General features: G+C 59.5%; 20 protein-coding genes. 7 read left to right on the top strand and 13 right to left on the bottom strand.

Annotation, left to right across the window (positions count from 1 at the left end):
• Nucleotides 1–319: 319 nt before the first annotated feature.
• The 9 genes from ACT6QH_RS09820 to ACT6QH_RS09780 all read right to left on the bottom strand — a co-directional run bounded on the left by ACT6QH_RS09820 (nucleotide 320) and on the right by ACT6QH_RS09780 (nucleotide 8288).
• A complete protein-coding gene (locus ACT6QH_RS09820) occupies nucleotides 320–670 on the bottom strand; it encodes a ribbon-helix-helix domain-containing protein (protein ID WP_444974634.1) in 351 nt (116 codons plus the stop codon).
• Nucleotides 663–1322, bottom strand: coding sequence for an AAA family ATPase (locus ACT6QH_RS09815; RefSeq protein WP_444974649.1), 660 nt, complete (start codon nucleotides 1320–1322; stop codon nucleotides 663–665). Before ACT6QH_RS09815 ends, ACT6QH_RS09820 begins: the two co-directional genes overlap by 8 nt.
• Nucleotides 1323–1496: 174 nt before the next feature.
• On the bottom strand, nucleotides 1497–2420 hold the full coding sequence (locus tag ACT6QH_RS09810) for a phytoene/squalene synthase family protein (protein ID WP_444974633.1): 924 nt from the start codon (nucleotides 2418–2420) through the stop codon (nucleotides 1497–1499).
• Nucleotides 2421–2589: 169 nt separating this feature from the next.
• A complete protein-coding gene (locus ACT6QH_RS09805) occupies nucleotides 2590–2970 on the bottom strand; it encodes an Mth938-like domain-containing protein (RefSeq protein WP_444974632.1) in 381 nt (126 codons plus the stop codon).
• Nucleotides 2971–2973: 3 nt separating this feature from the next.
• Entirely contained in the window at nucleotides 2974–4074 is a 1101-nt protein-coding gene (secF, locus tag ACT6QH_RS09800; RefSeq protein WP_444974631.1) for a protein translocase subunit SecF, read from the bottom strand.
• A gap of 13 nt (nucleotides 4075–4087) precedes the next feature.
• The gene (gene secD / locus ACT6QH_RS09795) at nucleotides 4088–5695 is read right to left on the bottom strand and encodes a protein translocase subunit SecD (protein WP_444974630.1); all 1608 of its coding nucleotides are present in this window, start codon (nucleotides 5693–5695) and stop codon (nucleotides 4088–4090) included.
• A gap of 21 nt (nucleotides 5696–5716) precedes the next feature.
• Nucleotides 5717–6064, bottom strand: a complete 348-nt coding sequence (gene yajC, locus ACT6QH_RS09790) for a preprotein translocase subunit YajC (RefSeq protein WP_444974629.1) — start codon at nucleotides 6062–6064, stop codon at nucleotides 5717–5719.
• Nucleotides 6065–6247: 183 nt separating this feature from the next.
• Nucleotides 6248–7510: an alpha/beta hydrolase gene (locus ACT6QH_RS09785; RefSeq protein ID WP_444974628.1), complete on the bottom strand. Its 1263-nt coding sequence runs from the start codon at nucleotides 7508–7510 to the stop codon at nucleotides 6248–6250.
• Between the two features lie 118 nt (nucleotides 7511–7628).
• Entirely contained in the window at nucleotides 7629–8288 is a 660-nt protein-coding gene (locus ACT6QH_RS09780; RefSeq protein ID WP_444974627.1) for a protein-L-isoaspartate(D-aspartate) O-methyltransferase, read from the bottom strand.
• A gap of 126 nt (nucleotides 8289–8414) precedes the next feature.
• Here ACT6QH_RS09780 and recG point away from each other — a divergent pair, with 126 nt between their 5' ends.
• A complete protein-coding gene (recG, locus tag ACT6QH_RS09775) occupies nucleotides 8415–10505 on the top strand; it encodes an ATP-dependent DNA helicase RecG (protein WP_444974626.1) in 2091 nt (696 codons plus the stop codon).
• Between the two features lie 88 nt (nucleotides 10506–10593).
• Entirely contained in the window at nucleotides 10594–11085 is a 492-nt protein-coding gene (locus ACT6QH_RS09770; protein WP_444974625.1) for a YbaN family protein, read from the top strand.
• 153 nt (nucleotides 11086–11238) lie between these two features.
• Here ACT6QH_RS09770 and glmS read toward each other — a convergent pair whose 3' ends face one another.
• On the bottom strand, nucleotides 11239–13062 hold the full coding sequence (gene glmS, locus ACT6QH_RS09765) for a glutamine--fructose-6-phosphate transaminase (isomerizing) (RefSeq protein ID WP_444974648.1): 1824 nt from the start codon (nucleotides 13060–13062) through the stop codon (nucleotides 11239–11241).
• 174 nt (nucleotides 13063–13236) lie between these two features.
• A complete protein-coding gene (gene glmU, locus ACT6QH_RS09760; protein ID WP_444974624.1) occupies nucleotides 13237–14598 on the bottom strand; it encodes a bifunctional UDP-N-acetylglucosamine diphosphorylase/glucosamine-1-phosphate N-acetyltransferase GlmU in 1362 nt (453 codons plus the stop codon).
• Between the two features lie 234 nt (nucleotides 14599–14832).
• Between glmU and ACT6QH_RS09755 the strand changes: the two genes are divergently transcribed.
• Nucleotides 14833–15240 (top strand): hypothetical protein, encoded by a 408-nt coding sequence (locus ACT6QH_RS09755; RefSeq protein ID WP_444974623.1) that lies wholly within the window; start codon nucleotides 14833–14835, stop codon nucleotides 15238–15240.
• On the opposite strand, the gene ACT6QH_RS09750 is transcribed toward ACT6QH_RS09755, so the two are convergent.
• Entirely contained in the window at nucleotides 15200–16828 is a 1629-nt protein-coding gene (locus tag ACT6QH_RS09750) for a glycoside hydrolase family 17 protein (RefSeq protein ID WP_444974622.1), read from the bottom strand. The genes ACT6QH_RS09755 and ACT6QH_RS09750 overlap by 41 nt on opposite strands.
• Nucleotides 16829–17250: 422 nt before the next feature.
• On the opposite strand from ACT6QH_RS09750, the gene ACT6QH_RS09745 reads away from it, so the two are divergent.
• From ACT6QH_RS09745 to gltA, 4 genes are all read left to right on the top strand, one after another.
• Nucleotides 17251–17769: a hypothetical protein gene (locus ACT6QH_RS09745; protein ID WP_444974621.1), complete on the top strand. Its 519-nt coding sequence runs from the start codon at nucleotides 17251–17253 to the stop codon at nucleotides 17767–17769.
• 200 nt (nucleotides 17770–17969) lie between these two features.
• Nucleotides 17970–20609, top strand: coding sequence for a glycosyltransferase (locus ACT6QH_RS09740; RefSeq protein WP_444974620.1), 2640 nt, complete (start codon nucleotides 17970–17972; stop codon nucleotides 20607–20609).
• An 82-nt stretch (nucleotides 20610–20691) separates the two neighbouring features.
• Nucleotides 20692–21387, top strand: coding sequence for a molybdenum cofactor guanylyltransferase (mobA, locus tag ACT6QH_RS09735; protein WP_444974619.1), 696 nt, complete (start codon nucleotides 20692–20694; stop codon nucleotides 21385–21387).
• A gap of 107 nt (nucleotides 21388–21494) precedes the next feature.
• Nucleotides 21495–22805, top strand: a complete 1311-nt coding sequence (gltA, locus tag ACT6QH_RS09730; RefSeq protein WP_444974618.1) for a citrate synthase — start codon at nucleotides 21495–21497, stop codon at nucleotides 22803–22805.
• 37 nt (nucleotides 22806–22842) lie between these two features.
• Here gltA and ACT6QH_RS09725 read toward each other — a convergent pair whose 3' ends face one another.
• Entirely contained in the window at nucleotides 22843–23007 is a 165-nt protein-coding gene (locus ACT6QH_RS09725) for a hypothetical protein (protein ID WP_444974617.1), read from the bottom strand.
• Nucleotides 23008–23073 lie beyond the last annotated feature (66 nt).

Genomic DNA, 23073 nt, shown 5'->3' with positions numbered 1-23073 from the left:
TATGCGGCTATGCGGCTATGCGGCTATGCGGCTATGCGGCTATGCGGCTATGCGGCTATGCGGCTATGCGGCTATGCGGCTATGCGGCTATGCGGCTATGCGGCTATGCGGCTATGCGGCTATGCGGCTATGCGGCGCAATTACATAGACACCGCTGAACAGGTCAAGTGCATACACCCAAGATATAATACATGTATACACATATTTTATCATTAAAAACAATCACTTAAGCAATACAGGTGCATACGTTCATACATATATAGACTTTATAAGAAGCCGTTATATATGTATACACATATGCAAAATCATCCCTTTCAGATCAACTCTTCCTAGTCAGCAAAGCTGCACGGCCCTTCTTCACAAACAATAACCCAATAGCCTCCTCCAACAGCGCCTGAACTGTTGTATCTTCCTCAGCAGCCAACATCCTTAACTGCCTTGCGACTTCTGGGGGGAAATGCCCCCCGATCAAACGCGTGCCCGTACGACTGGTACGCTTAGGCTTTTCAACCTCCACACTTGCACTCACCTCAGGCGTCACTTCCGCAGGCGTCGAAGTACCTTCACCCCCTGCCCCCCCACGACGCGTTTGAGGTGCAGGCGTCTTTTCCACCTCCTGCGCCTTTTGCTGTGCCGCACGATCCAGAACAGCCTGCAATGCATTAGCCATTATCGGAGCCCCCATTCACATCATTGTACATATGTATACATATATATTTGTATAAATCAACCACTTCCTGCGCCGCTTTGCTGGAAGCATCCAACTCCTGAGCCGCCCGCCCCGTTTGCTGCGCCCTCGAATAGGCAATACGGTTCCCAATTCGCACTGGACACAAAGTGGCCTCCAGCGCCTCAATGGCCTGCACCGTATCTGCAACCTCCCGCCCTTGCGGCGGGCAAAATGTCAGCGCAATGGCATATGGGCGCTGATAATGCTTCACCAGATCCAGCGTCCGGGTCATCGCCATCACATCCAGAACCGCCGGGCGTGTTGGGATCAGAACAAAATCTGCGCGCTGAGCGGCCTCATAAGCAATATCCTTTGAGAAGGGTGGCGTATCAATCACAGCAAGATCACAACCCGCCCCCTCTGCCGCAGACAGAACATGAGGCAAACGTGATGATGGAACGGCCGTTATCGCGAGATCACCCTCCACGAGAGAAGCCTCACGCGTATCTTTCCAGAAACTGGCACTTGCCTGCGGATCCAGATCGACCATCACCGTACTCTTGCCCTGCCGCACAGCTTCAACGGCAAGCGCCGTCGCCAGGGTTGTTTTGCCAACACCCCCCTTCTGGGAAACGACAGCCAAAATCTTCATCGACACGCCCCACCTGCATATCTGTATACACAATCAACTGCATACCGATATAAGAAGGCGCAAATCGCACTTCGGCAACAAATTAAAATAGAGTTAACACTTATTTTTAGTGTATACAATTTATTTGTGTATACATGTATGTAAATCAAGCGGAGCGTTCCGCACTCAATCCGCCTACAGGCGCAATTTCATTGCACGCCCCGCTCCAAGCCGCTGCGCTGCGCGCCATAGATGAAACTGACGGATCACGGGCGACGCTCCAGCCAAATCCCGAAAAGGATTCCCGACGCGCGCAAGCGCTTTCAGATCTCCCGGCACGAGAGCAAGCGGCAGAACTGCAACGCCAATATGACGTCGCACATCAGGCGACGCCCCCTCCAGATCAGTCTGAGCAGCCAAGGCATGTTTCGCAGCTATTTCCCGCAATTCCGTCAGCGCCGCGAACAAACCATCGCACGACGATGCACCGCCAGTAACTTTATCCCGCGAAAGATCGTGACGCTGTAAAAGATCCAGCGGAAGATAGCACTGCCCGCGCGCGGCATGAATTGGGAAAGCCCGCATCAATCCCGTCAATGCAATGGCAACCCCCGTATGGCCGGACAACTCCGCCACACGATCCGCGCCGTCCGGCATCAAAATGAGCGAGGAAAGCTGCACCAAGGCGCTGGCCGTCTCCCCAGCATAGCCCTCCAGATCATCGAGGCTAGGCATGGGGTCATCATAGAGGTCGAAGATACGAGCATCGATGAGGTTCACCAACGCGGCCTTCGGCAAGGCAAAACGCTCAACCGTATCTAGAAGCGCAGCCGCAATGGGGTGCCCGTCCACTGCACCACGCCCTTGCCCTTCAATCACCTCCCGCCACCATGCCAGTCGAACCTCCCCCGGCAACGGATCTTTCACGACTTCCCGAACTCTGGCGACATCCAAGCTGAACGCATGAAGGGCGAAAAGATGCTGCCTCAAATGATGCGGCGCAAAAAGTATCGAGAGAAAATGATCCCGATCATATGCACGCACCAACTGCATGCAATGCGCATAAGCAGCCACCAGGGCCGGAGAACGAGCGGCCGGATCGGATGATGAAGAGATCATGGAGCACCGAAGCACGTCAGAAGGAAGAGTGAACTGAACAGACCCGGCACTCTACCTCAAGCAAAACTTGAGGCGCATTAAAAACCGCAAAACCCTAATGCGCGAAAACCTTAAAGCGAGCATTTAACATTAAGATCTTTAATTATCTATTTGATATAAATGGAATTTTTCAGATAGAAATTAGCGCAGCCCCAACAAGGCGCCCTTCATCAAGTAACACATTATATGTTGCCGCCGCAGCGTGAGTGGGCATCAACTCAAACCGCAACCCGCTTTGTCTAAGAATTTCCTTCAACTCTTCTGGCAAGTGCGCCGGCTCCCGCCCTGTCCCGATAAAGAGCAGCTCAAAGGCTCTGGCTTCATCCAGAATGGGAGCCAGAGCCTGAGCGTTCAAATCCGAAAAACGGCTCACCACCCAAGGGCGGATCCCAGAAGGAAGAGCAAGAATGGAGCCCGAATGCGACATTCCTGCGAAGTGAAAGAAGTTCGCACCATAGCCATCAATCGCCACCTGGCGTGGCAAAAAAGGGCCTTCCGAACGCTCCACCATGCCTCAGGCCCCACCAGAAGAAGGCTTGGGAGCCCCCTGTTGCGCCCCACCTTTTCCTCGCCCCTTCTGTCGGCCAGCATTATTCTGGGGCGCAGAAACAGGACGCGAAGCCCCCTCCTTACGCTCCTCCGCCTCGATAAAGCGCGCAGCCTCATCAACGCCCAGAATATCCTCCGGCCCCTCTTCAGGCTTTGCCTTGCCTGCCACAGTGGAGCGCCGCAAGCCCAGATGAATGAGAATGGGAGCTGCGACAAAGATACTGGAATAGGTGCCAATAATGACACCAATCATCATCGCCAGAGAGAAGCCGCGCAACACCTCGCCCCCGAACAGATAAAGCGCCAGGGTGGCGAAGAAGGTGGTGAGGGACACAATGATCGTGCGCGAGAAGGTGGCATTGACAGCCAGATCAAGCAGCTCGGGCATCGGCATTTTTTTATAGCGGCGCAGCATTTCCCGGATACGGTCATACACAACCACCGTATCATTCAGGGAATACCCCATGATGGTGAGCAGCGCCGCGATGGCCGTGAGATCAAAATCCAGACCGAGAATGGAATAGACCATAAGCGCGGCGAACACATCGTGCAGTGTGGTCACAATCGCGCCGACAGCAAACTGCCACTCAAAACGGAACCACAGATAGGCCAGAATGGCCACCGTGCCGAGAACCATAGCCAGAAGAGACTGGCGCACCAACTCTCCAGACACGCTGGGACCAACTGTCTCAACACGCCGGATAGAGTATTGGTCGCCCAGAACCTCACGGACAAGCTGAACAATAGCCTGCTGAGACTCCTCGCTCGCCCCCACCTGGCCGACGCGGATCAGCACATCACGCGGGGAACCAAACTCCTGAATCTGGACATCGCCAATATCCAGATCAGTCAGATGTTCACGCAGAGATGCAACATCAGCCACATCATGAGTGGACTGCGCCTCGATCATCGTTCCACCACGGAAATCGATACCGAGATTGAAGCCCACGGTCATGAACAGCACAACCGCAACCACCGACAGGATGGCCGACGCCGGGAAGCTGAAAAATCTCAGCTTCATGAAGCGGATATTGGTGTGCGCCGGAATGTAATCAATCAAAGGCATTTTCGGCACACCTTCAGATAGGCAGCTTGGACGGCCGCCGCCACTTCACCCACCACGCAACCAGGAGGCGGGTAAAGGTGTAGGCCGTGAAGACGGTGGTGATGAGACCCAGAATATAGGTGACAGCAAAGCCACGCACCGGGCCGGAACCACCCATGAGAAACAGGATCACCGCAGTCGCAAGCGAGGTGATATTGGCGTCCATCACCGTACCAAGGGCATTCGTGAAGCCCTTGTCGATGGCGGAAATGGCGGAGCGCCCCTCCCGCGCTTCATCCCTGATGCGCTCGAAGATCACCACATTGGAATCCACCGCCATACCGATGGTGAGCACCACGCCCGCGATACCGGGCAGGGTGAGCGTCGCGCCCAGCAACGATTGAAGCGCAAACATGAGGGTGATGTGAACGATAAGAGCGATGATGGCGATAAAACCAAACAGGCCATACACCGCAACCATGAACACAGCCACAAGCACGGCAGCCACATAGGCCGCGACCTTGCCCGCCTCAATGGAGTCAGCCCCAAGGCTTGGCCCCACTGTCCGCTCTTCCACCACCTTCAGAGGTGCCGGCAGGGCACCGGCGCGCAGCAGGATGGCGAGATCATTCGCTTCCTGCACGGTGAAATTGCCGGAAATCTGTCCAGAACCAGCCAGAATGGGCTCGCGGATCACTGGAGCCGAAATGACTTCATTATCCAGCACAATGGCGAACGGGCGCCCCACAGCCTCCTGCGTGGTGGTCGCAAAGCGACGCGCACCATTGGAGTTGAAGCGGAAGGTCACGAGAGGCTCGCTGGTGGTCGGATCAAAACCCGGCTGGGCATCCACGAGATCCTCACCGGAAACGCGCACCCGCTTCTCCACCAGATAGGGCTGGCCATCCTGCCCCATCAGCACCTCGGAATCCGCCGGCGGACGCCCCTGCAATGCCGTCTGCGGCGACATGGACTGATCCACCATGCGGAAAGAAAGCTTCGCCGTCTGACCCAGCAGATTCTTCAGACGCTGCGGGTCCTGCAACCCCGGCACCTGCACCAGAATGCGATTGTCACCCTGACGCTGGATATTCGGCTCCACCGTACCAAGCTGGTCAATACGGCGGCGAATGATCTCGATGGATTGCTGAACAGCAGAGCGCATGCGCGCATCAATACCAGCCTGAGTGAGCTGCACCGTGACCAGACCATCATTCCCGGAAGAGACAGTCAGATCCATCTCCCCGGTTGAAGTTCCCAGCACGGAATTGGTCACTGGTGCGGCCAGCTTGCGCAGTTCTGCAACAGCCTTGTCAGCCTCCTGCGGATCCCGCAAACGCAGCGTCACCGCAGCATTACGTACGGCGAGATTGCGATATCCGATCCGGCTTTCGCGCAGCACACGCCGCACATCATCCCGCACCTGCTCGGCGCGCTCTACACGCAGCGCCTCGCCATCCACTTCCAGCAGGATGTGCGAGCCACCCTGAAGATCGAGACCCAAGGTCACCCTATTATCGGCCAGCCAGGGCGGCAGCTTCTGCAACACACTGGAAGGAAGAATATTGGGCAGCGCCAGCAGGATACCCAGACCAACGACGACCAGAATCGCCGCAGTCTTCAGGCGGGAGAAATGCAGCATTGTCGCGCGCTATCTCTGCAATCAGGAAGCGGCCGGCTCATCCTTGGCCGGCTCACTCTTGGAACGAACGGTGACAATCTGCGCGCGCACCTGACGCACACGCACATTTTCAGCGACCTGCAACTCGATTTCGGTGTCGTCCACCACCTTGGTCACCTTGCCAACCAGGCCGCCGGCCGTCACCACAACATCCCCGCGACGCAGCGCATTCACCATTTCCTGATGCGCCTTCGCACGCTTCTGCTGCGGGCGCAGAATGAGGAAATACATGACCACGAAAATCAGCAGGAACGGGGCAAGCTGGATGAGCATATCGGCCCCGCCAGCGGCACCCTGAGCACCCTGGGCGAAAGCAGGCGTGATGAACATATGCACCCTCGTTCTCTATTGGGATATGGCAATAAAATTGAAACCTGACGCGTCATTCTCTGTCGACGCACAAGCTGCCGGACTATACCGGCAGGAACGACGAATGCAAACGCTGCCTCGCCGCCGCCCACATGACGCTGGGGAAATGCAACCCTCAGAAGGCCGCTCCCCCAGCAAACACAATCAGGGGTGAGCCGCCACCGGCAGCAGATCCTGCCCCGACTCGGCCGTCTCCGTAAGGGAATCGCCCAGCTTGCCCACATGCCGGGCATAATTCTCACGCGTATTGCCATCCACCACAGCCACCGGCGCAGCAATCACGAGGCCCGCAGCCGTCCCCACAGTGGAGGCGGCGTCAGTAGTAAGTTGCACGATATGCTCACCAAAGCCCACGCGAGAATCCGTCATGGTCTGCCCCTGCGCCAAACGCACGCCAATAGACTGAACAACCATGGGGCTGGCCGCGAACTTGCCGTGGTTCAGCGGATCACCTGTCTCCAGCTTGGTCAGATCAATGACCGTGATCTGGTTCTTTTCGAATTCGCTGCGATAGGGCTCCTGAGACGGGTCCACCTGCCCCACGCGCGGCACACCGCCCCACACGCGACGGGAAACCTGCAATGCCTTATCATCCTGCGAAACAAACAGGGTGAAGTTCGGACGCTCGTCGCCAATCTCACGGAAGAAGGTGCGGAACACGTCCACATCCACATCCGGCGCAGCGAGCATCACATTCTTGATCTTGGGCAGAATGCGACCATTGCGAATGGCCATTTGCCGCAAAGCCTCAAGCGTCACCACATTGCCCATGGAATGCGCGAGAATGGAAACCTCGCTCACATTCGGGTCCTTCGCCATGAAGGCCAGCAAACGCTCCAGAGCATCGCGCGAATAGGAGGTACTCTCCCGATCATAGCCATAGGCCAGCAGGCTGCCGCGCGAAGGCCATGTGAACAACACCGGGGCCACCTCCGCACCGGAATCATGCACGATCTGCGCGAAGCGGAACACCGCATCATCAAAGCGCTGATTATAGCCATGCACGAACACAAGAGCCTGGCGACCTCGTGTCTTTCGAATCTTCCTGTTGAACCACCCTTCAGCCTGCTTCTGAGTCAGGTCCTCCAGCCGAGTGGTCACAAAATCCGTCGCCGGGTTGCCCGGCACGGATTTGGGCCACTGCACCTCACCCTTCGCGCGGGCGCCGTCTGGCGGAATGGAGACATCCACTTCCAGGAAGCTCACCTTGTCGCCACGCTCGCCACTGAATACATCCGGCCCTTCCACGCGCTGGCGCACGGTCGCCGCCACCATATTGACGCGAGATGTACCCGGCACATCATCCGGCACGGGAATAAGCGCACCATCCGGCCGCCCCGCACAGGCCGTGAGCAGGCCAGCCACAGAGAGGCCGAGAAGCAGGGTGCGCGCGCGATTCAGGGCCATAAGCTGCAAAACGAGACTCCATGCGCATTAAGCCGGTTCCGGCCTGCCGTAAATCAAACACTCAGCCCCGGCGCAATCCGCAATATGTCTCTTCACGGGGTGAGGCGTTAATTTCTTCTTAAAGTGTTGCCGCCGCGCCCGCAATGAGGGGCACAAAACGCACGCGCGCAATCTCCGTACAAACATCCCCCGATTGCTGACGCACGAAACGCACCAGACTTTGCTCCTCATCCTGCAAGCCAAGGGGCATGACCAGAACACCGCCAAATCGAAGCTGCTCGATCAGCGGCGAGGGAATCTCCTCCGCAGAAGCCGTGACCATGATGCGATCAAAAGGCGCTCGCGCCGGCTGCCCCAGCAAGCCATCTCCCACATAGGCCACCAGATTGCGCAGCCCGAGAACATCGAACCGCGCCTGAGCCTGCGAGACGAGAGTTCGGTAACGATCCACCGTCACAACCCGCGACGCGAGCTGCGCCAGCACTGCCGCCTGATAGCCTGAGCCCGTTCCCACTTCCAGAACAGCATGTTCTGCCGTGACATTGAGAGCTTCCGTCATCTTTGCGACGAGGCTGGGCTGAGACATGCTTTGCCCACAGGAAATCGGCAAAGCCACGTCTTCATAAGCATGTTCGCGAAATTGTGGATCTACAAATAGAGGGCGCGGCACCACTTCCATGGCACGCAGCACAGCCACATCGCGAAGCCCACGCTGCCGCAACCCCAAGAGAAAGGCCATTCTCTCCGCGCGTGCGGAATCACCCTCATCCACACTCATAACAAACATCCGAATTAATCAATTAACCATTGAAAATATTGATATTTACACATACCTTCAAGCTTATTATAAACTTAAAGTTAAATCTAAGCATGAAGTTGCCCTCCCCGGCATTTGAGAGCCCGCATGCGCCCGGATACACTTCAGCCGCTATTCGCCCCACTCACCAGCTTGCCCGGCATCGGCCCCAAGCTGGAGCGCCCCTTTGCGCGCTTACTGGGGCGCGAAACGCCGCGCGTGCTGGACCTGCTCTTCCACATGCCTTCCGGCTTTGTGGATCGACGCACCCGCCCCACCATTGCCGAAGCCATGCCGGACACGGATGTGACGCTGGAAGTGCAGGTGCTGAGCCATAGCTCCCCACCTCCGGGAAGCCGCGCGCCTCATCGCACATATGTGGCAGATTCCAGCGGGGAACTTGTCGTCATTCATTTCCGCATGGATGACGCGCGCCTCAACCACATGCTGCCGATCGGTGAAACCCGTTGGCTTTGCGGGAAAATCTCCATCTATGACGGGATGCGGCAAATGACCCATCCCGATCGGATTCTGGATGCCAATGGCATTGCCCGCCTCCCCCCCGTGGAGCAGCTTTACCCCATGGTGGAAGGGCTGGCGCCCGGCCACTTGCGCCGCACCCTCTCTGCGGCACTGGAGCGCCTGCCTGACTTGCCGGAGTGGCTGCCAACCAGCCTCACCAGCGGTCTGCTACCTCCCTTCCGGGAAGCGCTGATACGCCTGCATCATCCACAGAATCCGGCAGACGCCATTGCTACAGGCGCACCGTGGCGACGGCTGGCGCTGGATGAACTGTTCGCTCACCAGTTTACACTCGCCTTCATGCGCGCACGGGAAGAACGATCCGGCGGCCGCACAAGCATTGGCAACGGGCGGATTTCTGAACGCATCCTCAAGGCATTACCCTTTAATCTTACCAATGCGCAGCAGCAGGCATTGCGTGACATTCGCCAAGATCTGGCTTCAGAAAATCGAATGCTACGCCTGCTTCAAGGCGATGTCGGCTCTGGCAAAACCGTGGTGGCGCTGCTGGCCGCCGCAACCGTCATGGAAGCCGGACGACAAGCCGCACTGATGGCGCCAACAGAAATTCTTGCCCGCCAGCACCTGGAAACCATTGCCCCACTGGCAGAAGCCGCAGGCATTGAGGTCGCTCTTTTGACAGGGCGGGAAAAAGGCAAGGCCAGAAAGACACTATTGGAAAAACTTGAAGCCGGAAAAATCCAGATTCTGCTCGGCACGCACGCCCTCATTCAGGATGACGTGATCTTTCAGGATCTGGCTCTGGCCATCATTGATGAACAGCACCGCTTCGGCGTTGAGCAGCGCCTGACTCTCGCCCGAAAGGGGCGCGCGGTTGATATGCTGGTGATGACCGCCACCCCCATCCCACGCACGCTTGTACTGACCTTGTTCGGGGATATGGATTCCTGCGAGCTGCGCGAGAAGCCTCCGGGCCGGCAGGATGTGGATACACGCGCCCTGCCTCTGGAGCGGCTGGATGAGGTTGTCGCCGCTATTCAGCGTGCCATTTCCGCAGGCGCACAAGCCTACTGGATTTGCCCGCTGGTGGAGGAAAGTGAAACCACTGACCTGACTTCAGCCACAGAGCGTTTCGAGAGTCTCCAGAAGATCTTCGGTGACAAAGTTGATGTGGTGCATGGACGCATGTCGGCCGCCGCCAAAGACACCGCCATGACCCGTTTCGCATCCGGCGATACGCGCCTGCTGATTGCGACCACAGTGGTGGAAGTGGGCGTGAATGTGCCAAATGCCACGCTCATGGTGATTGAACATGCCGAGCGCTTCGGGCTGGCCCAGCTGCATCAGTTGCGCGGGCGCGTGGGGCGAGGCGACAAGGCATCCACCTGCCTGCTGCTTTATCGCGGCCCGTTGAGCGAAACGGCCAAGGCTCGCCTTTCCATTCTGCGCGAAAGTCAGGATGGCTTCCGGCTGGCGGAAGAGGATCTGCGCCTGCGGGGCGAAGGCGACGTTCTGGGCACGCGACAAAGTGGCCTGCCCGGCTTTCGCGTGGCGCGCAGCGAGTTTCATGGCGCGGAGGTGGAAGAAGCCAGAAATGCAGCAGCTACCGCCATTCGCCGCGACCCGGAACTGATCGGGCCAGATGCGGAAGCCTTGCGCACCCTGCTTTATCTGCACGAACGTGATGGAGCTGTACGCTTGCTCTCGGCTGGGTAAATCGCCATTCTGACAGACAACTCACCCAACGGCATATCCGGTGCAGATCCGCACCCCCGCCATTGGGGCATATGCAGTCCGGAAGGTCATGTCTGCCAGGCACCCACCCTCCACACCGGCCCAACCGCCCCGCGCCACCCTTGCGCGTGATGGAGGCGCGAGCGCCCGTGATGAGGCCGCCAACTCACCGGAACTGAAAAACCGCCGCCGCTGGCATAGCGCGCTTTATCGGCAGGTACTGTTTGCTGCGGGAATCATATTCGTGATGATCGGCGCCATAGGCCTTGTGGTGCCGATGATGCCCGGCACCATCTTCCTCATTCTGGCCGCCTGGTGCTTCGCCCGTTCTTCGCCCCGCTTTGAAACCTGGCTGCTCACGCACCGTCATCTTGGCCCCAGCGTTGTGCGCTGGCGGGAAAGCGGCGCAATCCCTCCAATCGCCAAGATGTTCGCGATCGGGAGCTTCGTTGTGACTCTCGGCAGCTCATGGCTACTCGGCGCACCAAATATGGTGCTGGGCGGCCTCGCCCTGCTCTTCGCAGGACTGACCATTTACATCGGCTCCCGCCCGAACCTTTAATCCTAGAATTAACTTTAGAAATTAACCATAAATAATTGAATTATAACGATAAAATCAACACTCTTAAAGTTGGATCTGCCCCCCCCCAATCCAGCTCTGGCGCAACCGGGGTTCCCCAAGTCCGCGCCAGAGTCCATGACGCAAAAGCGCCCCTCACTCCACCGTGACGGATTTCGCCAGATTCCGCGGTTGATCCACATCCGTGCCCATAATCACAGCCGTATGATAGGCGATGAGCTGAGCCGGAATGGAATAGACCATCGGGCCGATCGTGGCCGGCATTTCCGGAAGGATCAGTTTTTGCACTGCATCCACGGGCGCAGCTTCCGCCCCCTTCGGGTCCGTCACCAGAATGATGCGCCCGCCCCGCGCGGCCACCTCCTCCATATTGGAGACGGTTTTCTCGAAAATGCGATCAAAAGGCGCAATCACCACCACTGGCATGGTTTCATCAATCAAGGCGATGGGGCCATGCTTCAACTCGCCGGCGGCATAGCCTTCAGCGTGAATGTAGGAGATTTCCTTGAGCTTCAGCGCGCCTTCCATCGCCAGCGGATAGGCCGTGCCGCGCCCCAGATAGAGCACATCACGCGCCTTGGCCAAAGTCCGGGCCAGAAGTTCGATTTCCGGCGCCAGCTTCAGCGCCTCGGTCATCAGGCGCGGCGTTTCCATCAGCGCGCGCACGAGCCGGCGTTCATCTTCGCGGGAGAGATGTTCGTTTGTTCGGCCAAGTGAAACCGCAAGGCAGGCCAATGTGGCCAGCTGGCAGGTGAAAGCCTTGGTGGAAGCCACGCCAATTTCCGGCCCAGCGAGGGTCATCAGCACTGCATCGGCCTCACGGGCAATGGTGGAGGTGGGCACATTCACCACCGCAACCACCTTCTGCCCGCACTCCTTGGCATAGCGCAGAGAGGCCAGCGTATCCGCCGTTTCGCCGGATTGAGAGATGACGATCGTCACCCCATCCGGGTCCAGCGGCGTTTCGCGATACCGGAATTCGGATGCGATATCGAGGCTCACCGGAATGCGGGCGAACCGCTCGAACCAATATTCCGCCACCGCTCCGGCATAAAAGGCCGTGCCACAGGCCGTGATGGAAATGCTCTTTACCGTGCGCGGGTCAAAGGGCAGATCCGGCAGCGCCATGGTCTCGTTTTCAAGGTCGATATAATGGCCGAAGGTGTGGCCGATCACCTCCGGTTGCTCATAAATTTCCTTGGCCATGAAATGGCGGTGATTGCCACGATCCACCAGAAGCGCACCGGCCGGCACGGTTTGGACCGGGCGCTGCACAATTGCGCCGTGCTCATCATGCATCACCACGCCTTCGCGGGTCAGCACGGCCCAGTCGCCCTCGTCCAGATAAGCGATGCGGTTGGTGAAGGCCCCCAGCGCAATGGCATCCGAGCCGAGGAACATCTCTCCATCGCCATAGCCAATGGCCAGGGGCGAGCCCCGGCGGGCCGCGATCAAAAGATCATCCTGCCCATCAAACAGAAAGGCCAGCGCAAACGCCCCACGCAGGCGCGGCAGAACAGAGGCCACTGCATCCACCGGGCTCTTGCCCTCCAGCAAGGCGCGATCAACAAGCTGGGCGACGACTTCCGTATCGGTCTCACTCTGGAAACTGACACCCAACGCCTCCAGTTCCAGCTTCAGCTCACGGAAATTCTCGATAATGCCATTATGCACCACGGCCACACGCCGCGTCGCGTGAGGGTGCGCATTGCGCTCGGTCGGTTTGCCATGGGTGGCCCAGCGTGTGTGGCCAATGGCAATGTCACCATGCAGGGGGTGGCGATCCAGCTTGGCTTCAAGGTGCCGCAGCTTGCCTTCGGCGCGGCACACTTCCAGACGGCCAGCCTCAAGAGAGGCGATACCGGAGGAATCATAGCCCCGGTACTCCAGGCGATGCAGAGCCTCGATCACCTTGTCTGCAACCGGCCCCTTGCCAAGAATACCGACAATTCCGCACATAAGCTGAAGCTCCACTTCCATATTGGCAGAATGGCAGGCCCGTTCCGGCAGAATCGGGCTCTGCGCCAGATGTTTCCAGCCTACCCCGTGATGTTCATGGGGCAGAATCACTTACCTTTTCAGTTTCTGTCGGAAACAGACCCGTGGCGGATGCTGCGGCGACTCCGGCACGTTTCAGTTTTTGCGGCTTTTTCCAGTGGCCGCAGCCCGGCGGGTGCGAAACTCCCTGGCCCAGCCTTCCTTGACGGTCTGCCGGCTGCGGGCCAGCGCCAGGGCATCATCCGGCACATTCTCCGTTACCACCGCGCCGGTGCCGATGAAGGCGCCATTGCCAATGGTGACAGGCGCCACCAGCGCACTGTTCACACCCACAAAGGCATCCGCCCCGATCTCGGTGCGATATTTGCCGAAGCCATCATAATTACAGGTGATCGTGCCGGCTCCCAGATTGGTGCGCGCCCCCACATGCGCATCGCCAATATAGGAAAGGTGGTTCACCTTGGCCCCGGTTTCGATATGGGCGGCCTTGGTTTCCACGAAATTGCCGATCCGCGCGCCATCATCCACCTGCGAACCGGGGCGTAGCCGCGCGAAGGGGCCAATGCTCACGCGGGCGGCCACCTTTGCGCCTTCCAGATGAGAAAAGGCGTGGATCACCGTCTCTTCTCCCACGCTCACGCCGGGGCCGAACACCACATTCGGTTCCACCACAACATCGCGCCCCAGTTTCGTATCTGCCGCGAGGAAAACAGTCTCCGGCGCCACGAGCGTGACACCTCCCGCCATGGCCGCCCGGCGCAGACGCTGTTGCAGAATAGCTTCAGCCTCAGCCAGTTGCAGGCGGCTGTTCACACCCGCCACCTCTTCTGTATCCGTCTCTGTGGCAATGACGGCATGGCCGTCGGCACGGGCGATCTCGACAGCGTCTGTCAGATAATATTCGCCCTTGGCATTGGCATTGCCGATCCGTTCCAGAAGGCTCAGAGCATGTGCGCCAGAAAGCGCCATGAGGCCGGCATTGCAGAAGCCGACGGTCTTTTCCTCAGCGCTTGCATCCTTCTCTTCACGAATGGCGAGAAGTGCATCCCCCTCTGTCAGCAGGCGGCCATATCCGGCGGGATCTGCGGGGCGGAAGCCCAGCACGGCAACGGCGGCCCCCTGCGCCAGCGGCGCGCGCAAGCGCGCCAGCGTTTCCGGGCGAATGAGCGGCGTATCGGCATAGAGGATCAGCACATCATCCACGCCATGCTCCAGCGCGGTGCGGGCGGCCAGAACGGCATGAGCCGTGCCCAGCCGGTCCTGTTGCACGAAAATCTGTGCATCCGGCACCAGCTTGCGTGCTTCTTCCGCAACATCCTCACGCCCCGGCCCCACCACAACGGCGGTGCGGGTCGCCCCGGCGGCCTGGGTGGTGGCCAGCACATGATGCAACATGCTCCAGCCTGCCACCTGATGCAGCACCTTTGGCATGCGCGAGGCCATGCGCGTGCCTTCACCAGCGGCCAGCACCACAACAAGCAGGCTGCGATCACTCATGAGATATCCTCCACCACGGCTGTGCCCGTTCCATATCGCGACTGGCGCGCCACCGGAAGCAGTCTTCAAGCCCTCTCATGCACCCATGGCGCACGCGCTCTGAAATTCACCCCGCCCCATGCGGCCACTGGACGCCATGCCCGCCACCACTTAAGCAGAATGGCTGACGGAAGGCATACGCAACATATCTTTCCAAATGCATATGCCCCGATATCGCTTTTCGAGATATTTCACATGAATTCCTCGCCTGAAAGCCATCAGGGCCCGCGCTCCCTTTTCCGCCCCGGCCCACATACTCTGAACTGGCTGATTCCCCTTGGCATGGGGGCTCTCGGCTGGGCGCTTTACATGCGCTATATGGTGGTGCAGCCGACCCTTGTGGCGCTGGCCTGCGAGGCTGGGCTGGAAAGTGCGAGCTGTTACGCCCGCTCCGCCATTCTCATCCTCACCCATCTTTATCTGTTTGGGGCCATTGCGCTGGCGGTTGCCGCGATACAGTTCATCGCGCCATCCCTCTCTGCTTTTGCCATGGGCATGGTGTTCGCCGGTTTCGCGCTGGTATTTCAAAATGAGATTGCCGGAGCGCTGGCCACCATGTTGCTCATTCTTTCCTTTGCACGGCCCGGACCCGCCACAGCGTGAAGGACAACACAAGGCACAGCGCGCCGAACCACAGTGCTTGCCAGTTCTCCAGCGTTTCATTCAGCGGAATATAAATACCGGCCACCAGAAAGCCCCAGCCAGCCACCAGCTCCGCCATGCCGCCGCCCTTGCGATCGGCCCGCTGCACCAGTAATGGGGCCAGCAAGGCCAGGACGACGCCAGTGAGCGCATAATTGGGGAAATCCTTGTAGCGAGGGTCGAACACCAGTTCGAGCGCCGCCACGCCCACAGCCCCGACCCCCAGGGCCAGCATCAGCCCGGATACAACAGCGGCCGGGCGCATCTCCCGGCGCAAGCCGGGCTCCAGAGCCACCGCCATGGGGGCCAGCCCCTGCCCGCGCCCGATCAGTGCCGGCATCGCCGCTATAGCCAGAACCGCCAGCACGACAAAAACGCCGTTGCGCAGCCAACCGACCCATCCAAGGCTCTCCAGCGGCAGCGCCGAAAGCGCGGCGCCCAGAGTTGCGCCCCCCGAAAGCGCAATAAAGGCGACAGCCAGCCATTCGCCCGCGCTCATCTGCTCCCGAGAGCGCCCGCGCCCGGACAAGGCCGCCACGCCAAAAGAAAGGACGACCACGGCCAGCCCCACCGCAATATGCATGCGCCAGCCGGGAAAATCCTCAACCGGTGCGCCCCATGCAAATTTCGGCTGGCGCGTATCAGCGTCGATAATGCCCCAATGCCCCCCAACCGTGCCTTCACTGACGCGCTTCCACGGCTGATCGAAAGCCTCGATGAGGTTCACGCGGTAGCCGCGCTTTTGCGCCAGCGCCAGCACATCCTGCACCACACGCGCCTGATTGGAGGGGGAAGGCAACGCCCCTTCGCGCATGCGCCCGGCAGAAGGCCAGCCGGTTTCGCCAATCAGAATATCCTTGCCCGGAAATGCCTCGGCCATATGCCGGCGAATCTCATCCACATGCGGGCCGGCCTCGGCGGCGGAAACAGGCAGATCCTCCCAATAGGGCAGAATATGGATAGTGATGAAATCCACATCATTGGCCAACGCCTGATTCCGCTCCCAGAACTCCCACACATCCGCATAGGTCACGGGAACAGCGCCCACCTTTTCCTTCACCCGCCGAAGGGTCTGCGCCAGACCTGCTGAGGTCATCTCGCCGCGTAGCAGCACTTCATTACCAACGATGACAGCCTTCACCACATCGGCATTCTCCCGCGCCAGCGCTGTAGCGGCCTCCACTTCATCAGCATTCCGGGCCGGGTCCGAACTGAGCCAGATGCCCAGCATCACATCCAACCCATGCTTGCGGGCCAGTTGCGGCACTTTGTCCAACCCCATCTCGATGGAATAGGTGCGCACGCAGGAGGTGATTTTCGCCAGCTGGGCGAAATCCTCGTCAATCTGCTGTTCGGAGATCACCAGTCCCTTCATGAAGGGAGACTGCCCCTTGCGAAAGGGCGCATAGGAAACACAAGGCAGCTTCTGCCCGGCCTCCAGCGGCGTGGATGGCATCTGCACCGGCTGGCCCAGCCATGTCCACAAGGTCGCGATCATAGCCGCAACGAGAATGGCGAGAAGAAGCGGCAGACGCACGGCAGACAGCATGAAAGCCCTTACTTTTGCCCATGGCAAAAGCCCTTGGTTCAGCACGCCCGGAAGATGGGCAAGGCCGCCTTCCGGCGTCCGGGCGATGATCTATGTATCAGCCTCTCCCACAGTCAAGAATGGACATTCACAATGCCGGCGCAAGGAAAGTGCGTCATCATGAAAAACGGCCGGTTTGAGAAACTCCTGATTAAAGCTCTTTGTGCAAAAGTTTCCCGGAAGGCAGGTTCGCGAACCCGGCCGGCATTTCCGCTATCATGCCTGCGCGCCCGGAAAACGGCACAATCCGGTGCGTATCCGGCAGGTTTCGGGGAACCGCGCCGTGCATGATATGCAACCGATGCCCCGATGCTGACAAAATCAGCATCTTCTCCTAACCTTCCCGCGGCTCGTTCCGCCTTGTTCCGAAGAATATGGACCTCATGCAACGCTTCCGAATTTCGCAACTGGCCCGCGCCGCTCTTCTGGCCTGCACGGCCTTCGGCTTCGGCTTCAGCGCATTTTCTTCGCCCGTGGCTGCGCAGGGCCAATCCAGCGCACCCCGCCCCCAGGCGCAGCAGCAGGAAGTTCAGAGCCCGGAACAACGGGCCCTTCAGGAACTGCAACGCCGTTCAATTGATGAATATAACGAAGCCGCCAAGCTGCCAGGCACGGCCGGCCTGCCGGAATGCGTGTGGAGCGGAAGGCGTATTACAGCCTTGCTGTGGCGCGATGATCTCGACACCGCCCGCCGCCATCTGGATCTGTATGAGCGCTTCGGCTGCCCCATTGAGCATCTCAAGGTCTCTTTCCGCTGCCTCGTCCGGCAGGGCAATATTGACGCCAAGGCACAGGAGCGCCTCGGCGGGCGCGTGCATCAGTGCTGGGTCAACCCGGATTATGTGCCAACCGCACAAACCGCCCCGGCAGAAGCCGTGCCCGAGCAGAAACCGGCGGAATGATGAAGCAGACAGGCGTCATCCGGCCCTTCTGCCGAACCCACGCCACACTCGCACCTTATGTGGCGCGGTGAACTGAAGGGCCGCCGCTGCGGCGGGGCCTGATATGCTGTGCCCGGAATCAATGTTCCGGGCTGAATTTCCGGCCCTGTCGCTCCATCTGCGTGCGGCACGGCTACATCCCTATGGCGGGTGGGCTTGTCATGCGTACCGGTCTTGCTGTTGCGGCAGCAGTCATCATTGTTGCAACCTCTCTCAGCGCCGCGCTCTGGTATCTGATGAGGCCGCAGGTTCATGCCCCGGATATTGCCGGGCAATTTGCCAGCCTCTCCTTCGCGCCCTATGGCCGCTATATGGACCCGGAGAAGGGCCAGCCCACCACTGAAGAGCAGATCCGCTCCGATGTGAAGGTGGTGGAGCCCTACACCCGCGCCATCCGCACCTATGCTTCCACCGGCGGCATTGAGAAAGTCGCGCCGATAGCAGCCGAAGAGGGGCTGAAGGTCACGGTTGGCGCGTGGATTGACAAGCGTGAGGAACGCAACGCCAAAGAGATGAAGAATGCGGTGGAGGTGGCCAATGCCAACCGCAACGTCATCGGTATCGTTGTCGGCAATGAAACCGTGCTGCGCGGGGAAAAATCCGGCAAGGAAATGGCGGAGCTGATCCGGCGGGTGAAGCGCCAGACCAATGTGCCCGTCACCACGGGTGAGATCTGGAACACCTGGCTGGAAGAACCCGAGCTGGCCTCCTCGGTGGATTATATCCTCGCCCATATCCTGCCCTACTGGGAGGGCGTGCCGGCCAATCAGGTGGTGGATTACACCATCAATGCCTATAACCGGCTGCGCGCCGCCTTCCCCGGCAAGCGTATTGTCATTGGCGAGTTCGGCTGGCCTTCCAGTGGGTTCAACCGCGATGCCTCCGTGCCCGGACAGGTGGAACAGGCCCGGATTATCCGCGAATTCGTCTCACGTGCGGATGCCCAGGGTATCGACTACAACATCATCGAAGCCTTTGATTCGCCTTGGAAAAATTTTGAGGGGTCCGTCGGCCAATATTGGGGCGTGTTCGATGCCGGGCGTTATCTGAAGTTTCCCCTCACCGGCCCCATTGTCGAGAAAACCTATACACAGACTGCCATTCTGGCGCTTGTTCTGGGCTTCATCTTTACCCTGCCCATGCTGTGGCTGAAGGGCGTCACCTTCATTCAGGGTCTGGCCATGGCCGGCGCAGCCAATGCAGTGGCCTCATGGCTGGCGCTGGTGGCCGATTACTGGCTCAGCCACTATGTTTCCGGCGGGGACTATGTGACCTTGGCCCTGTGCGTGCTCATGCTGGTGCCACTGGTCTTTGTCATTCTCTACCGGCTTGAGGAGCTGACCTCCCTGGCCTTTGGCCGCGGCCCCCAGCGCCTGCTGGACCAGCAGCCCCTGAAAGCTCCCACACGCTTCCCCAAGGTCTCCATTCATGTGCCCGCCTATCGCGAGCCGCCGGAGATGCTGAAGCAGACAATTGATGCGCTCAACCGGCTGGAATGGCCGAATCTGGAATGCATCATCATCATCAACAACACGCCTGATCCAGAGATGGTGAACCCTATCCGCGCGCATTGCGCCGAGCTGGGTGATCGTTTCAAGTTCATCAATGCCGAGAAGGTTTCAGGCTTCAAGGCCGGTGCCCTGCGTATCGCGCTGGAGCAGACAGCGGAGGATGCGGAAATCATCGGCATCATTGATGCCGACTATGTGGTGAGCCCGGACTGGCTGAAAAATCTGGTCCCCGTCTTTGAAGATCCCACCGTTGGCCTCGTGCAGGCCCCGCAGGATCATCGCGATGGCGACACCAGCCCTCTGCATCAGGCCATGAATGCCGAATATGCCGGCTTCTTCGATATCGGCATGGTCACGCGCAATGAGGATGATGCGGTGGTGGTGCACGGCACCATGTGCCTCATCCGCCGCCAGGCCATGATGGAAGCCGGCAACTGGTCTTCCGACACCATTTGCGAGGATACCGATCTCGGCCTCACCATCGCGGAGCATGGCTGGAAAACCCACTACACCGCCCATCGCTATGGCTGGGGCCTGCTGCCGGATACGTTCGAGGCATTCAAGAAACAGCGTCACCGCTGGGCCTATGGCGGCTTCCAGATCATCAAGAAACACTGGTCGCGCTTTCTGCCGGGCAAATCCAGCCTCACTCTGGCGCAGCGTCGGCACTTCGTGCTGGGCTGGATGTCCTGGCTGGGAGCGGAATCGGTGGGGGCAGCCGTGGCGCTGGCGTCTCTGGCCTTTGTGCCCTTCGTGCTGATCCTCGGCATTTCGGTGCCGGCCTATGTGTTGACACTGCCGATTCTGGCGACTTTTCTCATCTATGCGCTGCACTTCATCAGCCTCTACCGGCTGCGCGTGCACACTACGCCCGCACGCATGCTGGGGGCGGCCATTGTAGCCAGCGCGGTGCAATTCACGGTGGCCAAGGCGGTTCTGGATGGCTTCCGCTACAAGGATCTCGCCTTCGCCCGCACCGCCAAGGGCAATAACTGGCTGGCCGGCGCAGCCCGCAGTTTCCCAGCCCTGCCAGAGGCGATCATCGGCTCAGCCCTTCTACTTGCCGGTCTGGTGCTCATCAGCACCAACTGGCACGATACGCGGGAGATCAACCTCTACGCCATGGCCCTCATGGTGCAGAGCCTGCCCTATGTGGCGGCAGCGCTGATTGGCCTGTTCGAACCCTCCCGGCTGAATGATTATGCCTTCTGGCGGGCCGTACATGCGAAGATTGCCCCCTTCCTGCCGCGCTGGATGACGCGTGGTGCCCCCAAGGCGATGGTGGACTGAGCCACTCCGCAAACAACAAGACAGCAGGCGCTGATGACAGAAGCCTGCTGTCTGCACGGGCTTCATCCGCTAGCATGTCGGCATGTCGGACCTCGCCCTGCCCTTCGGATTGATTCTTGCCGGCGGCCTCGGTCGTCGCATGGCCGCCTCTCATATGCCCGCCCCTCATGGAGATGGTCTTGCTACGGCAGATGCCGTGGCAGATGCGCGCAGCCCCGCCACCCCGGTTCAAACACCCAAGCCCCTCCTCAGGGTGGGAGATTTGCCGCTGCTCGGCCATGTCATTGCCTGCATGGAGCCGCAAACAAGCGGGCTTCTCATCAGCGCCAATGCCGACTTTGATGCCTATGCGCGCTTCGGCCTGCCCCTTCTGGCAGATACCGTGCCCGGCCATCCCGGCCCGCTGGCCGGCGTGCTTTCCGGGCTGGAGTGGCTGTCGCGCGTGGCTCCCGGCGCACCCCTGTTGAGCGTGCCCGCCGATACGCCCTTTCTGCCACCCGATCTTGCCGCACGCCTGATTGCCCGACATGCGACCTGTGGACGGCCCGTCAGCGCTGAATCACTCGACCATACGCATCACACCGTCACCCTGTGGCCGGCCAGCGCTGCGGAACCCCTTCGCAACGCCCTGAAAACGGGACAGCTTAAAGTCGGGGCTATCCTTCGCGCGCTTGAGGTCGTATCGGAGAGATGGGAAGGGAGCAGCGGCGACCCCTTCTTTAATGTAAACTGCGCCGCAGACCTCGCCGTCGCCCGCGCGCGCATCACTGCCTTATAATGAGGCAGACTGCTGCTTGCGGCAACAATGGGGAGGGTTTAGGACTGCTGCCATAGTTCTTCGCAGTGCGAAGATGCTGCACAGTTCGCCCAAAGGATGAGGGATCCATGGACGCCACCAAAGAAACCGGTGCCAAAACGGCTAAACTTGGCTTGGGGGACGAAGGCTGGGATCTGCCAATCCGCGGAGGAACCATCGGACCTGACGTCATCGACATCTCGAAGCTTTACGGCCAGACCGGGATGTTCACCTATGACCCGGGTTTCACGTCGACTGCCTCCTGCGAAAGCAAGATCACCTACATTGATGGCGATGAGGGCGTTTTGCTCTATCGCGGCTACCCCATCGAGCAGCTCGCCGAAAATGGCGACTTTCTGGAGACCTGCTATCTCCTGCTCTACGGGGAACTTCCCACCGCTGCCCAGAAGGCGGAATTTGATCGCTCCGTGACCTATCACACCATGGTCCACGAGCAGATGAACCGCTTCTTCCACGGCTTCCGCCGTGATGCGCACCCCATGGCCATTCTGGTGGCTTCGGTTGGCGCGCTGTCTGCCTTCTATCACGACTCGACCGATATCTCCGATCCGCAGCAGCGGCTTATCGCGTCGATCCGCATGATTGCGAAGATCCCGACCCTGGCCGCCATGGCCTACAAATATTCGGTCGGCCAGCCCTTCGTGTATCCGCGCAACGATCTGGACTACACCTCCAACTTCCTCTCCATGTGCTTTGCTGTGCCGTGCGAGGAATTCAAGGTGAACCCGGTTCTCGCCCGCGCCATGGACCGGATCTTCATCCTCCATGCCGACCATGAGCAGAACGCCTCCACCTCCACGGTGCGTCTGGCCGGCTCTTCGGGTGCGAATCCCTTCGCCTGCATCGCAGCCGGCATCGCCTGCCTGTGGGGCCCTGCCCACGGTGGCGCAAATGAAGCCGCGCTCAACATGCTGTCCGAAATCGGTTCGGTGGATCGCATCCCCGAATTCGTCGCCCGCGCGAAGGACAAGAACGACCCCTTCCGCCTTATGGGCTTCGGCCACCGGGTCTACAAGAACTATGATCCGCGCGCGAAGATCATGCAGCAGACCTGCCATGAAGTGCTGAACGAGCTGGGCATCAAGGATGATCCGCTGCTCGACGTGGCGGTGGAGCTGGAGCGCATTGCGCTGCACGATGAATATTTCATCGAGAAGAAGCTCTATCCGAACATCGACTTCTATTCCGGTATCACCCTGAAGGCGATGGGCTTCCCCACCACCATGTTCACCGTGCTGTTCGCTCTGGCGCGCACCGTGGGCTGGATTGGCCAGTGGAAGGAAATGATCGAGGATCCGGGCCAGCGTATCGGCCGCCCGCGTCAGCTCTACACCGGCGCCCCCCGCCGCGATTATGTGGACATGGCCAAGCGCAGCTGAGCATTCAGATGAAACTGAAGGAAAATTTCCTTCAGCTTCAACGCTCGCCAGAAATAAAAAGGCGCGGATCGAAAGATCCGCGCCTTTTTCGTTCCGCTGCCAGGATATGCACATGGCAGCGCTTCAGCTTGTTTTGAGCTACAATCCACTCGATAGAGCAAAACGCTGGGCTTGAAGATTCGCGCTGATACAGCTTTTCCATTCTCCTGGCTCCAGCCTTGCCCGTAGCCCATTACAATCACGCCCGGCCCACCGGGCGGACAGGAGA

It is taken from the genome of Haloleucobacter albus (assembly GCF_052492075.1).
This window is presented reverse-complemented; position numbering and strand designations above follow the sequence as displayed.

Bases quoted from the DNA above. Each gene is read 5' to 3' on its own strand.
- ACT6QH_RS09820 (WP_444974634.1), bottom strand. From the start codon at position 670: ATGGCTAATGCATTGCAGGCTGTTCTGGATCGTGCGGCACAGCAAAAG.
- ACT6QH_RS09815 (WP_444974649.1), bottom strand. From the start codon at position 1,322: ATGAAGATTTTGGCTGTCGTTTCCCAGAAGGGGGGTGTTGGCAAAACA.
- ACT6QH_RS09810 (WP_444974633.1), bottom strand. From the start codon at position 2,420: ATGATCTCTTCATCATCCGATCCGGCCGCTCGTTCTCCGGCCCTGGTG.
- ACT6QH_RS09805 (WP_444974632.1), bottom strand. From the start codon at position 2,970: ATGGTGGAGCGTTCGGAAGGCCCTTTTTTGCCACGCCAGGTGGCGATT.
- secF (WP_444974631.1), bottom strand. From the start codon at position 4,074: ATGCCTTTGATTGATTACATTCCGGCGCACACCAATATCCGCTTCATG.
- secD (WP_444974630.1), bottom strand. From the start codon at position 5,695: ATGCTGCATTTCTCCCGCCTGAAGACTGCGGCGATTCTGGTCGTCGTT.
- yajC (WP_444974629.1), bottom strand. From the start codon at position 6,064: ATGTTCATCACGCCTGCTTTCGCCCAGGGTGCTCAGGGTGCCGCTGGC.
- ACT6QH_RS09785 (WP_444974628.1), bottom strand. From the start codon at position 7,510: ATGGCCCTGAATCGCGCGCGCACCCTGCTTCTCGGCCTCTCTGTGGCT.
- ACT6QH_RS09780 (WP_444974627.1), bottom strand. From the start codon at position 8,288: ATGAGTGTGGATGAGGGTGATTCCGCACGCGCGGAGAGAATGGCCTTT.
- recG (WP_444974626.1), top strand. From the start codon at position 8,415: ATGCGCCCGGATACACTTCAGCCGCTATTCGCCCCACTCACCAGCTTG.
- ACT6QH_RS09770 (WP_444974625.1), top strand. From the start codon at position 10,594: ATGTCTGCCAGGCACCCACCCTCCACACCGGCCCAACCGCCCCGCGCC.
- glmS (WP_444974648.1), bottom strand. From the start codon at position 13,062: ATGTGCGGAATTGTCGGTATTCTTGGCAAGGGGCCGGTTGCAGACAAG.
- glmU (WP_444974624.1), bottom strand. From the start codon at position 14,598: ATGAGTGATCGCAGCCTGCTTGTTGTGGTGCTGGCCGCTGGTGAAGGC.
- ACT6QH_RS09755 (WP_444974623.1), top strand. From the start codon at position 14,833: ATGAATTCCTCGCCTGAAAGCCATCAGGGCCCGCGCTCCCTTTTCCGC.
- ACT6QH_RS09750 (WP_444974622.1), bottom strand. From the start codon at position 16,828: ATGCTGTCTGCCGTGCGTCTGCCGCTTCTTCTCGCCATTCTCGTTGCG.
- ACT6QH_RS09745 (WP_444974621.1), top strand. From the start codon at position 17,251: ATGCAACGCTTCCGAATTTCGCAACTGGCCCGCGCCGCTCTTCTGGCC.
- ACT6QH_RS09740 (WP_444974620.1), top strand. From the start codon at position 17,970: ATGCGTACCGGTCTTGCTGTTGCGGCAGCAGTCATCATTGTTGCAACC.
- mobA (WP_444974619.1), top strand. From the start codon at position 20,692: ATGTCGGACCTCGCCCTGCCCTTCGGATTGATTCTTGCCGGCGGCCTC.
- gltA (WP_444974618.1), top strand. From the start codon at position 21,495: ATGGACGCCACCAAAGAAACCGGTGCCAAAACGGCTAAACTTGGCTTG.
- ACT6QH_RS09725 (WP_444974617.1), bottom strand. From the start codon at position 23,007: ATGGAAAAGCTGTATCAGCGCGAATCTTCAAGCCCAGCGTTTTGCTCT.